A 12,585-nucleotide genomic window follows, 5' to 3' on the forward strand; every position below is an offset into this window, starting at 1 on the left:
GCTTCTACCTATCTTGCTCAAAAATCGGTAATCAGCAGGATACAGGCAATGTTCTCAAACAGTCTAGGAAATTCTTGCTATTTTGTTGCTAGGGCGATCGCCGCTTTAAAGTTGCGCTTTAAATTCATGAAGATTTTAGTAGTAGAAGATGACAAACTCACAGCCGAAGCACTAGTCGCAACACTTGCCAACCAAAACTATACGGTCGAAACAGTCGCAACAAGTGAAGCAGCCTGGGATTTAACAGAAGCCTTTGCCTATGACCTGATTTTGCTAGACGTGACGCTGCCTAAACAAGATGGGATTAGCCTATGTCAACAGTTGCGATCGCACGGACATCAAATGCCTATTCTCCTGCTAACGGCTCGAAATAGTAGCCAAGACAAGGCGATCGGCTTAGATGCAGGCGCAGACGATTACGTCGTAAAACCCTTTGACCCAGAAGAATTAGCCGCCCGAATTCGAGCCTTGCTGCGTCGCAACCAGGGAATCGCCCAATCAGTGTTGGAGTGGGGAGACTTGCAGCTTGACCCCAAAAGTTGTGAGGTAACATATCGTGACAAACCAGTATCGCTCACAGCTAAAGAATACGCACTGCTAGAGCTATTTTTGCGAAACAGCCGCCGTGTATTTAGCTGTGGGGCAATTTTGGAAAATCTCTGGTCATTTGGAGAAATTCCCAGTGACGAAGCCGTTAGGACTCACATTAAAGGACTGCGACAAAAGTTAAAAGCAAAAGGTGCCCCGCCCGATTTGATCGAAACAGTTTATGGCATCGGCTATCGCCTGAAACTTGGAAAACAGCAAGTCGAAAAAAGCCACCCAGACTCAAAAGAGCAGCGAGACACAGAAACACTCCATTCCTCTATCCAAAATTCACTCGCTCAAATTAGTCAGCCGACTCAACAGCAAACTCTGGCACTGGTCAGCAAAGTCTGGTATCGGTTTAAGGAGCGGGTGGGTGAGCAGGTTGGGGTATTAGAAACAGCCATTTCCGCGCTACAGCAGCAGCAATTAGACTCAGAATTATGGCAACAAGCCAAGCAGGAAGCTCATACGTTAGCAGGTTCTTTAGGCACATTTGGCTTGTCCGAGGGGTCGCAACTAGCCCGATGGATTGAACAAACGCTCAAAACCGAATCGCCCTTGAGCCAGGATGAAGTCACCTATCTGCAAGAGTGGGTCAGCTTGCTGCGGCAGGAGGTTGAGCGTTCCACAACTGAAGATACAACCCAAACCCCAATCGAAGACGAGCATCCATTGCTGTTGATTGTGGATCGCGATCGCCCCCTAGCCAATCGACTTATTGCTGAAGCGCCAGCCTGGGGATTTCATGCCGAAGTTGCAGCGAACTTAACCCGTGCTAGAGATAAGATTCATCTACAACCGCCCGATATCGTGCTCCTAGATCCAGCCATTTCTCCAACGATGGCAGAAAGCCTCACTTTGTTGGCTGATTTAAATAAACAGGTTCCTCCCATTCCGGCGATCATTTTCACCGAACATAATGAGTTAACGGAGCGCTTGGAGGTAGCACGATTGGGAGGACGCACCTTTTTGCAAAAATCGCTGCCGCTTTCACAAGTGCTGGAGTCGATCAACCAGGTTCTACATCAGGCAGATCAAGCAAAAGCGGGCGTGATGGTGGTTGATGATGATCCAAAGCTGTTGGCAATTGTGCGATCGCTGCTAGAACCCTGGGGACTCAACATCACAACCCTTGCCGATCCACGCCAGTTTTGGGAAACCTTGGAAGCCACCTCCCCTCGCCTGCTGATTCTAGATATTGAAATGCCGCAAATTAACGGCATTGACCTCTGCCAAATCGTCCGAAATGACTCCCGCTGGAGCAGCTTACCGATTCTGTTTCTCACCGCGCATACCGATGCTGACACTGTAAACCAGGTCTTTTCGGTCGGTGCCGATGACTTTGTCAGTAAACCGATTGTCGGGCCAGAACTCGTCACGCGCATCATCAATCGTCTAGAACGAATCCGGTTCTTGCAAAACTTAGCTGAAACTGACCCACTCACTCAGGTTTCAACTCGGCAAAAGGCAGCTCAAGATCTAGATAAGTTACTCCGGTTGGCAAAGCGGCATAATCAACCTCTATGCCTATTTGTTCTAGGTTTAGAGCAATTTGAGCAGGCTGGCGATCGCCCCCATCACTCCCTGACAAGTCACTCCCCGGCAAATGAAATACTACGCCAAACTGGAGAACTGTTGCGCCGCTCATTTGAGCCAGAAGATGTAGTGGCTCGTTGGAGTGAGAAAGAGTTCGTGATTGGAGTGTATGGCATAGACAAGCAAGACGGTACACAGCGGTTAAAGAATCTGCTAAACGCCTTGCGGAAAGAGTCTTTTGCAGATTCTGGTATGCCTAACTCTAATACACCTAACTCTAATACGTCTAAACGGGCAGCCCAATCGCTCGATACTTCTCGGCTGACATTTAGTGCAGGAGTAGCTCAATATCCCGAAAATGGAGACAGTTTAAACACACTGTATCAAGCTGCAAATTCAGCACTTCTATGAGCAAAGACGACTGGTAATGGTCACATCACCGGAGTGTAGCTTAGACTACACCAATGGCTATAATTTAGCCTTCTTTCGAGAGGTATTATGCAGGAGTTAATGCAAGTTTTTACTGCTGAGGGATTTATTCTCCACGGGCATTGTTACCTTTGGAAGCCAGAGTTAGTTTGGCTTCATGTTGTATCAGATACTTTAATTGCGATCGCCTACTATTCAATTCCTCTAGCCCTAATCTACTTTGTTGGCAAACGCAAAGACTTACCCTTTAACTGGATCTTTTTGCTCTTTAGCAGCTTCATTGTTGCCTGTGGTACGACCCATTTAATGGAGGTATGGACACTCTGGCATCCAACCTACTGGTTATCAGGGGCGCTCAAAGCAATTACGGCGGCAGTCTCGCTTTATACAGCAATTTGTCTCATCTTTTTACTTCCTAAAGCACTGGTTTTTCCGAGTTTGGCAGCCATCAATCAAGACCTTGAACGGGAAATGGGCGATCGCCAACAGGCAGAAGAAGCCCTAAAAGTGAGTGAACAACGGTTGCGGTTAGCCTTAGAAGCCGTTCAAATGGGTACCTGGGACTGGAACCTGTTAACTCACCAACTGATCTGGTCTGAAGAACATGAACGCTTGTTAGGTTTAGCTCCCGGTACGTTTGATGGGACTTATGAAACCTTTGATGCCTGTCTCCATCCAGAAGACCGTGAGAGTTTAATGGAAGCAGTGGATCGGGCCCGTCAAGAACAAATCGACTATAACCAAACTTATCGAGTCATCTGGCCCGATGGCAGTACTCACTGGATTGAGGGCAGAGGCAAATTTTTTTATAGTGAAACAGGTGAACCTGTGCGAATGATAGGTACTATTAGGGATATCAGCCCTCGCAAACAAGCTGAAGCAGCCTTACAAATTGAAAAAAATAATTTAGAACTGAGAGTTGCAGAACGCACCGCAGAGCTACTCCAGGTCAACAGACGATTGCAATCAGAACTAGAAGAACGGAAGCGCATTCAAGAAGCTCTGGAGGTTTCTCAGGCTCGGTTTGCTGGAATTCTGGATATTGCAGAAGATGCCATCATTTCCATCGATCGCAACCAGCATATTACTTTATTTAACCAGGGAGCAGAAAGAATCTTTGGCTATTCCGCAGCGGAGGTAATCGGGCAACCGCTCGACATCCTATTACCCTTAGGCACTGCTCAAATACACCGACACCATGTAGCTGACTTCGGGCACTCTGAGGTGCAATCTCGCCGCATGGGAGAACGGCGCGAAATTTTTGGTCGCCATAAAGACGGTAGCGAATTTCCAGCAGAAGCCTCTATCTCTAAGCTGAACTTAGATAGAGAAGTATCCTATACCGTGTTTCTGCAAGATGTTACCGATCGCAAACTAATCGATCGGATGAAAAATGAGTTTGTTTCTGTGGTGAGTCATGAACTCCGCACCCCTCTAACCTCCATTCATGGTTCGCTAGGAATGCTTGCCAGTGGACTACTCAAGGCAGACTCACAGCAGGGCAAACGAATGTTGCACATTGCAGTAGACAGCACCGATCGCCTGGTGCGTTTGATCAATGACATTCTCGACATTGAGCGCATTGAATCTGGACAAGTGCAAATGGAGAAACAATGCTGCAATGTTGATGACCTCATTACAGAAGCCGTGAATGTGGTACAAGCCCTGGCTGATAAAGGTGAAGTAACGTTGTCTGTTGCCAGTTTATCGATCCCACTTTGGGCTGACCCCGACCGGATTGTGCAAACCCTCACCAATTTACTCAGCAATGCAATTAAATTTTCTCTAACTGGAAATACAGTTTGGTTAACCGTTCAACAGCAGCAAGAACTGGTTTTGTTTACCGTCAAAGATCAGGGGCGCGGCATTCCTTTAGATAAACTGGAGAGCATCTTTGAGCGCTTTCAGCAGGTAGACTCCTCCGACTCGCGCAATCATGAAGGCACCGGCTTGGGACTAGCCATCTGTCGCAGCATTGTGCAACAGCACAACGGTCAAATCTGGGTTGAAAGTGTTTTGGGTGAGGGCAGTACTTTCTATTTCACCCTTCCAATTCACCCCTCCGATTCACCCTTATGAATAGCAGACCTGAATCAGTGACTCGGAGGAAATGATGACAGCAAAACGGATTTTGGTGGTGGATAACGAGCAGTATATTCAGGAAGTGGCGCAGGTATGCCTGGAAACTGTAGCGGGTTGGGAAGTGTTAATTGCCAGCTCTGGGCAGGAGTGCTTGCATCAAGCCGAAACGGAGCAACCGGATGCCATTCTGCTGGATGTGATGATGCCTGATATGGATGGCATTGCAACCTTTCAGAAACTTCAGGAAAATCCAGCCACAAAAGCGATTCCCGTAATTTTATTGACGGCAAAGATTCAATCTTCTGACCGTCGTCGCTATATACAAATGGGGCTGACTGCGGCGATCGCCAAACCCTTTAACCCGCTCGAACTGGCTGGTCAAGTTGCTACTGCGTTGGGTTGGACATTAGAACGCTGATAGCATGGACGTGTGGGGGAGATTGATAGAAGCCATAAATTAGGACAAAAAGATGGGTGATATCGTCATCGGACTGGATTTAGGGACAGGGGGTGTACGGGCGATCGCCGTCGATCTGCAGGGGAGGTTAGTCGCGCAGGCAGTAGGCAGCTATCCATTGCTTACCCCAAAACCAGGTTGGACAGAGCAACATCCATCCGACTGGGTAACGGTCAGCCTAACTGCCTTGTCCACTCTGGCTCAACAGCTAGAAAGTCATCGAATCATTGCCCTGGGGCTATCCGGTCAGATGCACGGCATGGTTCCTCTCGATGCAGCAGGAAATGTGATTCGTCCGGCAATTTTATGGAATGACCAGCGTACCGGCAAGGCAGTAGAAGAGATTGAACATATCATTCCTCGACAGAAATTAATTCAACGCACTGGCAATCCTGCCATTACTGGGTTTCAGCTTCCTAAATTAGTGTGGCTGCGGACAGAAGAGCCACAAGCCTATGCTCAGGTACAACAGATTTTGCTGCCTAAAGATTATCTGGGCTATGTACTAACTGGAGAATCGGTGACGGAGCCATCTGATGCATCGGGTATCGGCTGTTTAAACCTGGCAAAACGCCAGTGGGATACTGATTTACTCGATGCACTTCAGATTTCACCAAACTTGTTTCCCCAGGTCATTGCGTCTACAGCGATCGCAGGTCGCTTAAAACCTGATATTGCCAGTCAAATAGGACTTCCCGCTGGCTTACCCGTTATTGCAGGTGGAGGCGACAATCCCGCTGCTGCGATCGGGCTGGGTATCTCATCCAACAACTTGAACCGAGGGGGATTAAGTATTGGCACGTCAGGGGTAATTTTTGTTCCGTGCGATCGCCCCACGCCAGACCCAGAGGGACGTGTGCATCTGTTTTGTCATGCAGATGGTGGCTATCATTTATTGGGAGTTACTTTAGCCGCCGGAGGTGCGTTGCGCTGGTATCGTGACACGTTTGCTCCCAAAGTAGACTTCAAAGATTTGATGACGTTAGCGGATCAATCGCCTCCTGGGGCAAATGGCGTTTTGTTTTTGCCACACCTATCTGGAGAACGCAGTCCTTATCTTGACCCGGATGCCCGTGGAGCCTGGGCAAACCTATCTCTCGCCCATACACAGGCAGATTTAGTCAGGGCAGTGTTAGAAGGTGTAGCGCTGGGTTTGCGCGAGGCATTGGAAATCGTGAATGCGATCGCAACTGTGCATCAACTTACGGTTACTGGAGGTGGGGGGCGATCGCCAGTGTGGGTCAAAATTCTGGCTGATGTTCTCGGAACAGAACTGGTCATGCCTCAAACCGAAGAAGGAGCCGCCTATGGAGCCGCTCTACTGGCAATGGTAGGAGCTGGAGCCTATGCCGATTTAGAAAGTGTGTTTAAACTCATTCCTGGTAGCAGCGCAAGAGTTCAACCTGAACAAAATTCTGTTTATGACACAGCACTTAAGCAGCATCGATCTTTGTACAAAGCCCTTAAAGCTATCCGCTAAGGAATGAAAATTAAATAACAGGCAGAATTCGTAGTAGTGCAGCAAGTCTAAAACGTTGGGTTCCGCTGCGCTTCACCCAACCTACGGTTCTGCTATTTGTAGGTTGGGTGGAGCAGAGCGAAACCCAACATCTTAAGTTCGACATACTACTACTGAATGTGGCTCTTCCTGCAACCGATGATGCTCTTAAGAAGGTGCGATCGCTCTTCCTAACCTACAGCAATGATCAAATGGTTAAGTCCCGTAGGTAACGGCACGCGAACTGCCCTTACAGAAATTTATGGTTTACACAAGCGAAACCCGCTGCAAGGAAAGCGACTGTATGAAACGAGGTTAGTTAGCAATGGCGATCGGTCTTTGCCTCGTTTCCAGGCTTTACCTGAAAATGCCAAGCTGGAGGCTCTGCCTCCTCTAGCTGTAGGAGGCAGAGCCTCTAGAACTACATTCCTGGCTTCCAGCTAGGAACGAAAGAGCGACGAGAGATATTTCCCACGCTCAAATTTTGCTAAGAATTGCTTCAGCGGCGGCTTCGTCAGTAATCAATCCGGTGATCAATTTACCGCGCAAAGCCGCTAAGATTGCATCGGCTTTTTTAGCGCCATTCGCTAAACCGATTGTTAGCCGCTTTGCCGGTTGTTCCAGCGGAACGCCAGCCACCCGGTTGTTTGTTCCCTGTTTCAGCAAAATGCCGTGCTGGTCATATGCCCATCCGGCAATCTCACCTGTAGCGCCCAGTTCAATCAGCTCAGTGAGTTCGTTGTCATTAATGAACCCATCATTGTGCAGCGGTCCATTCCAGGCAATCTGACCAATACCAACATAGGTCGCTTTTGCCTGCTCTACCAATGTTTTGACCGCAATAAACGATCGCTGCGTTTGCAGTAGATCTCGTTCTTCAACGCTGGTAGCCACGACCGGAGTTGGAACGGGGTAAACCTGAGAACCGACGCGATCGGCTAAGTGAATCACGACTTCATAGCGTCCTGCTCGCCCATATTGGGACATGTTGCCAATGATAGAGACAATTTTGTGTTGGGGCTGGTACATAGACGAGATTTGATCGACCATTGCCCGCAACGTCCGACCTGACGAAAAGGCAATCACCGTCGGCGTTTTGTTGACCAAATAAGATTCCAGATGAGTGGCTGCACACACTCCAATTCCCGTCAGGTTATCCTGATTAGCTGCATCAGTGGGTACAACTTCACACAGCGCCAACCCAAACTTATCGCGCAGAGACTCCGCTAGCGCAATGCACTCACTCAAGGGATGATCGAGCCGAAACTTAATCAGCTTCTCACTCACCGCCAGGGCAACCAATCGCTGTGCAGCTTGGCGCGACACATTGAGTTTTGTCGCGATCTCTTCTTGAGTGTTTCCGGCAATGTAGTAGAGCCAGGCCGCATGAGCTGCCAGGTCAAGTTTGCGATCGCGCCGTTCTGTCCAGGGTTCTCTCATATGCCGTTGATCGAAAGGAGGGCTAAGAAGACAATCACTTTCACCGTCAAAATATCGTCTATGCCCAAAATTATGACGTTTCTAAAGCAATTTAGAGAGAACATCTACTGAATGAGAGATTTACGTTCTGGGCATATCAACAAGTATGAAGCTTTTGCTCAAGAGGCGATCGCCTATATTCCCCCTGTTACCTCCAAGTTGAATCCTGTAATATAGCTCGACTCATCGCTCATCAAAAAAGCAACCCCATTGGCGACTTCCTCCAAATGCCCCAAACGTCGCAATGGAACAGAGTTAATCATCTGCTGCTCAACTACTTTGGGGTCAACATCAAAGTACTGAGATCCTACCGCTGCCTGTAGTTCGGTCTGTCGTGTCCACATTGCCCCAGGTCCAATCAAGGCGGGAGCAAGCGAATTCACCCGAATTCCATAGGGAGCCAAATCCTTTGCAGCCGTTTGCGTCATCCCCACGACTGCAAATTTAGAAGTGCCATAGGCCAACATATTAGGGGGACCAGAAACCCCTGCATGACTCGTCATGTTGACGATCGCTCCCCCTCCTGATTGGCGCATCTGTCGTGCTGCCGCCTTCAGCACATGAAAGACCCCAAGAACGTTAATCTCTATCACCTTTTGGAAGTCATCTTCGGGATATTCATCTGTTGTGGCGAATACTCCCTGATACCCTGCATTGTTGAACACATAATCAACTTGGCGATCGCTCTGTTTCAATTGTGCTGCCGCTTTGGTAAAGGCTTGGGTCACATCGCTAGAACTCGTTACATCACAGCGCAATGTGACAGCGGGAACATCAAAGCTTGATAATTCCTGTGCCACATCTGCCAGCTTTGCCTCATTCAAATCGACCAGTACCACACCTGCCCCATTTGCTGCAAAGCGATGGGCTGTTGCCCGCCCGATGTCTCCAGCACCACCTGTGATCAGAATGGCTTTACCTGAAAAGTTATAGGTTGCTTGAGTCGTCATCTTTTAATTCCTTGTGAATAAATATTGCAAATGTTGCTTTCTTTCTCAGTAATCTTCGAGAGACGGATATGATTTCAATTATTGAGCAAATGCTCAGCATTGGAGCAGAATATCAACTTCTGTAACAAAGAAAGCCCCTCCACGTTCAACTCAATGCTGCCAATTTAGATTCGGTTGTGCGAGCGTTTCATGCACAGTTTGTCGTGATTAGATTTTTAATAAAAAAGGAGTCGTGCGATGCGTCAATTTCGCTTCGCTAAAATGATTGCGGCATTCCTGATAGGAATTCTGCTAGTCCAAATCCATGCCTGTTCGCCCAGTTCACAGGATTCTGAAGGGGCATCGGGTTCGCAGGCAAATGAGAATACAACTTTGACGATCGCCACAGTCAACAACAGCGACATGGTGGTCATGCAAGATCTTTCAAAACAGTTTGAGGAAGAGAATCCTAATATCAGCTTGAAATGGGTTGTGTTAGAGGAAAACGTGCTGCGTCAGCGCGTCACCAACGACATTGCCAACCGGGGTGGTCAGTTTGACGTACTCACTATTGGCACTTACGAAACACCCATTTGGGCAGAGCAGGGCTGGTTACTTCCGTTTGAGAATTTGCCCGCAGAGTATGACGTAGAAGACATTCTGTCTCCTGTACGCGATGCACTTTCCTATGAAGACAAGCTCTATGCGCTGCCTTTTTATGCGGAAAGTTCAATGCTTTACTACCGCAAAGACTTGTTTGATGAAGCAGGTATCACGGTGCCCGATCAGCCGACCTATGAGCAGGTGAGAGAATGGGCAGGAGCGGTACATGATCCTGATAATGGCGTGTATGGTATTTGTTTGCGCGGTAAGCCCGGTTGGGGTGAGAATACGGCGTTCTTCACCACAATGGTAAATACCTTTGGTGGCAAATGGTTTGATACGAACTGGCAGCCTACTTTGGATAGCCCACAGTGGAGAGAAGCGTTAACGTACTACGTTGATATTCTTAACCAGTATGGACCGCCGGGAGTCAGTTCTAATGGGTTTAATGAAAACTTGGCTCTGTTCTCGACCGGCAATTGTGGGATGTGGATTGATGCAACCGTTGCTGCGGGTAAACTTGCCGATCCAGATGAATCTCAGGTAGCTGATACTGTTGCTTTTGCTCGTGCGCCTGTTGCAAGCTATCCCAACGGTTCTAACTGGCTGTGGGCATGGTCGCTGGCGGTTCCTGCTTCGACACGATCGCCTGAAGCGGCTCAGACCTTCATCCAATGGGCAACCTCTAAACCTTATGTGCAACTAGTGGCTCAAGAGCGGGGCTGGGTTGCTGCACCTCCCGGAACTCGACGCTCAACTTATGAGCAGGCAGAGTATAAAGAAGCGGCTCCGTTTGCTGATATTGTGTTGACCTCGATCGAGTCTGCTGACCCTAGCAAACCAACCGCCGACCCGGTGCCTTACAAAGGAGTGCAGTTTGTTGCGATTCCTGAATTCCAGGCGCTCGGAACCCAGGTCGGACAGACCCTTGCAGCAGCACTAACGGGGCAAGTTTCAGTGGATCAAGCGTTGCAGCAAGCTCAAGCTAATGCAGTAGAAACGATGAAACGAGCAGGTTACATCTCGTAGCTTAGTTCTCGTTATCGGGTAGGGTGCGTTAGCGTTCAGCGTAACGCACCTCGATTAGCTCAAATCACGCCTGATGTAAGGCGATCGCAATAGGTACGTGCCTTCAATTACAACAATGCGTTACGGCGTTGCCTAACGCACCCTACAGGATTCCCACATTAACTCTTAAAAGCTATGTCCTCTACATTGGCAGTTAAGCCTCACAATACAAAGACCTCTAAACGGCAGGTAGCAACGCTGCCGCTGGTTGCACCTTCTGTCTTGGTTTTGCTGATCTGGATGATTGTGCCGCTGTTGATGACGCTGTGGTTTTCACTTCAGCGGTACAACCTACTTAACCCAGCAAATACTGGTTTCGTAGGGCTAAACAACTACATTTCGTTGCTTTCCACTTCGTCACTGTGGATCTCGATCTTCAATACGCTGGTACTGGTGGGTTCTGTCCTGGTCATTACGATCGCCCTGGGAACTCTTTTAGCCGTTCTATTCAACGAAGAATTTTGGGGACGCAGCATTGCCCGACTGTTGGCGATCGCCCCTTTCTTTGTGATGCCGACGGTGAGTGCCTTGATCTGGAAAAATATGCTGATGCATCCGGTCAACGGACTGTTTGCCTTTGTGACGCGATCGCTAGGCTTGGGGTCGATTGACTGGTTTGCTCAATATCCCATGCTGTCGGTGATTTTGATCGTGTCGTGGGAGTGGTTGCCGTTTGCCCTGTTGATTCTACTCACAGCAATTCAATCTTTGGATCACGAACAGGTAGAAGCTGCTCGCATGGATGGGGCAAAGTCAACGGCAATTTTTCGGTTTATCACCTTGCCCCATTTGGGACGGGCAATCGCAGTTCTGGCGATGATTGAGATGATATTCTTTCTCACCATTTTTGCCGAGATTTTCGTCACCACCTCCGGTGGTCCTGGACTAGCAACAACGAACCTCGCCTATTTCATCTATCTCAGAGCCTTATTTGAATTTGATGTCGGTGGCGCGTCAGCCGCAGGTTTAATTGCCGTCATCCTGGCGAACATTGTGGCGATCTTCTTAATGCGTCTTGTTGCTCGTAATCTGGACGTTTAGTGAGGGAATTCAACTCATGTCATCCGCATCCTCAAAACGCTATCGTTACATATTCGTAACTGCTCTAGGCTGGCTGGCAGCCGCACTTTTGTTCTTCCCGATTTTCTGGATGGTTCTCACCAGCTTCAAAACTGAAGTTGAAGCGATCGCTCTTCCTCCCAAACTCTTTTTTCGACCGACCTTTGAGAATTACGTCACGATTCAGGAACGGGCAGATTATTTCTCATTTGCCATGAACAGTATTGTCATATCCGTTGGCTCTACGCTGTTGGCGCTTATCCTGGCGATTCCTGCTGCTTACGCAATGGCGTTCTTTCCCACGAAACGCACCAAAGGCACATTGCTGTGGATGCTCTCCACAAAAATGCTGCCGCCTGTGGGGGTATTGGTTCCGATCTACCTGTTATTCCGGGACTCCAATTTGCTTGATACACGAATTGGATTAACCATTATTTACACCTTGATCAACTTACCGATCGTGGTCTGGATGATCTACACCTTCTTTAAAGACGTTCCCAAAGATATTCTCGAAGCGGGACGGATGGATGGTGCATCCCCTAAGCAAGAAGTGTTTCATGTGTTGATGCCGCTGTCGTTGCCGGGTATTGCCTCGACTGCACTACTTGCCATCATTCTGTCTTGGAATGAGGCTTTTTGGAGCTTGAATTTAACCACCACTAATGCTGCTCCATTAACCACTTTTATCGCGTCATTCTCCAGTCCTCAGGGCTTGTTTTGGGCACAGTTGTCTGCTGCCTCGACGCTGGCGATCGCTCCCATCCTGATTTTTGGCTGGCTCAGCCAACGGCAGCTTGTTCGGGGTCTGACTTTTGGGGCTGTGAAATAGATTCTGGTTCAATGCATCAATAGGAGTC

10 protein-coding genes are annotated in these 12,585 nt (G+C 48.5%); 8 read left to right on the plus strand and 2 right to left on the minus strand.

Features of this window, described 5'->3' with window-relative positions; all coding sequences use genetic code 11:
* Positions 1 to 126: 126 nt before the first annotated feature.
* The 5 genes from H6G00_RS19880 (at position 127) to H6G00_RS19900 (ending at position 7,034) form a co-directional block, all read left to right on the plus strand.
* The gene (locus tag H6G00_RS19880; RefSeq protein ID WP_190798217.1) at positions 127 to 2,535 is read left to right on the plus strand and encodes a response regulator; all 2,409 of its coding nucleotides are present in this window, start codon (positions 127 to 129) and stop codon (positions 2,533 to 2,535) included.
* Between the two features lie 99 nt (positions 2,536 to 2,634).
* A complete protein-coding gene (locus tag H6G00_RS19885) occupies positions 2,635 to 4,632 on the plus strand; it encodes a PAS domain S-box protein (RefSeq protein WP_199318609.1) in 1,998 nt (665 codons plus the stop codon).
* Between the two features lie 34 nt (positions 4,633 to 4,666).
* Positions 4,667 to 5,053, plus strand: a complete 387-nt coding sequence (locus H6G00_RS19890) for a response regulator (RefSeq protein WP_190683883.1) — start codon at positions 4,667 to 4,669, stop codon at positions 5,051 to 5,053.
* A 52-nt stretch (positions 5,054 to 5,105) separates the two neighbouring features.
* Positions 5,106 to 6,572, plus strand: a complete 1,467-nt coding sequence (xylB, locus tag H6G00_RS19895; protein WP_190798072.1) for a xylulokinase — start codon at positions 5,106 to 5,108, stop codon at positions 6,570 to 6,572.
* Between the two features lie 222 nt (positions 6,573 to 6,794).
* Positions 6,795 to 7,034 carry a hypothetical protein gene (locus H6G00_RS19900; protein ID WP_190798073.1) on the plus strand — a complete coding sequence of 80 codons (240 nt, stop codon included), beginning with the start codon at positions 6,795 to 6,797 and terminating at the stop codon, positions 7,032 to 7,034.
* 33 nt (positions 7,035 to 7,067) lie between these two features.
* On the opposite strand, the gene H6G00_RS19905 is transcribed toward H6G00_RS19900, so the two are convergent.
* Together H6G00_RS19905 and H6G00_RS19910 are read right to left on the minus strand one after the other, a co-directional pair.
* Positions 7,068 to 8,030: a sugar-binding transcriptional regulator gene (locus H6G00_RS19905; RefSeq protein ID WP_190798074.1), complete on the minus strand. Its 963-nt coding sequence runs from the start codon at positions 8,028 to 8,030 to the stop codon at positions 7,068 to 7,070.
* Between the two features lie 173 nt (positions 8,031 to 8,203).
* Positions 8,204 to 9,019 (minus strand): SDR family NAD(P)-dependent oxidoreductase, encoded by an 816-nt coding sequence (locus H6G00_RS19910; protein WP_190798075.1) that lies wholly within the window; start codon positions 9,017 to 9,019, stop codon positions 8,204 to 8,206.
* 237 nt (positions 9,020 to 9,256) lie between these two features.
* Between H6G00_RS19910 and H6G00_RS19915 the strand changes: the two genes are divergently transcribed.
* From H6G00_RS19915 to H6G00_RS19925, 3 genes are all read left to right on the plus strand, one after another.
* The gene (locus H6G00_RS19915; RefSeq protein WP_190798076.1) at positions 9,257 to 10,630 is read left to right on the plus strand and encodes a sugar ABC transporter substrate-binding protein; all 1,374 of its coding nucleotides are present in this window, start codon (positions 9,257 to 9,259) and stop codon (positions 10,628 to 10,630) included.
* A 174-nt stretch (positions 10,631 to 10,804) separates the two neighbouring features.
* Positions 10,805 to 11,710, plus strand: a complete 906-nt coding sequence (locus tag H6G00_RS19920; protein ID WP_190644494.1) for a sugar ABC transporter permease — start codon at positions 10,805 to 10,807, stop codon at positions 11,708 to 11,710.
* Positions 11,711 to 11,726: 16 nt separating this feature from the next.
* Positions 11,727 to 12,557 (plus strand): carbohydrate ABC transporter permease, encoded by an 831-nt coding sequence (locus tag H6G00_RS19925; protein WP_190798077.1) that lies wholly within the window; start codon positions 11,727 to 11,729, stop codon positions 12,555 to 12,557.
* The last annotated feature ends 28 nt before the right edge of the window (positions 12,558 to 12,585 follow it).

It is taken from the genome of Leptolyngbya sp. FACHB-541, from assembly GCF_014695875.1.
GTDB lineage: Bacteria > Cyanobacteriota > Cyanobacteriia > Elainellales > Elainellaceae > JAAUTN01.

Coding starts and splice junctions, on each gene's coding strand:
- H6G00_RS19885 (WP_199318609.1), top strand. CDS start 2,635: ATGCAAGTTTTTACTGCTGAGGGATTTATTCTCCACGGGCATTGTTAC.
- H6G00_RS19920 (WP_190644494.1), top strand. CDS start 10,805: ATGTCCTCTACATTGGCAGTTAAGCCTCACAATACAAAGACCTCTAAA.
- H6G00_RS19890 (WP_190683883.1), top strand. CDS start 4,667: ATGACAGCAAAACGGATTTTGGTGGTGGATAACGAGCAGTATATTCAG.
- H6G00_RS19925 (WP_190798077.1), top strand. CDS start 11,727: ATGTCATCCGCATCCTCAAAACGCTATCGTTACATATTCGTAACTGCT.
- xylB (WP_190798072.1), top strand. CDS start 5,106: ATGGGTGATATCGTCATCGGACTGGATTTAGGGACAGGGGGTGTACGG.
- H6G00_RS19905 (WP_190798074.1), bottom strand. CDS start 8,030: ATGAGAGAACCCTGGACAGAACGGCGCGATCGCAAACTTGACCTGGCA.
- H6G00_RS19910 (WP_190798075.1), bottom strand. CDS start 9,019: ATGACGACTCAAGCAACCTATAACTTTTCAGGTAAAGCCATTCTGATC.
- H6G00_RS19880 (WP_190798217.1), top strand. CDS start 127: ATGAAGATTTTAGTAGTAGAAGATGACAAACTCACAGCCGAAGCACTA.
- H6G00_RS19900 (WP_190798073.1), top strand. CDS start 6,795: ATGATCAAATGGTTAAGTCCCGTAGGTAACGGCACGCGAACTGCCCTT.
- H6G00_RS19915 (WP_190798076.1), top strand. CDS start 9,257: ATGCGTCAATTTCGCTTCGCTAAAATGATTGCGGCATTCCTGATAGGA.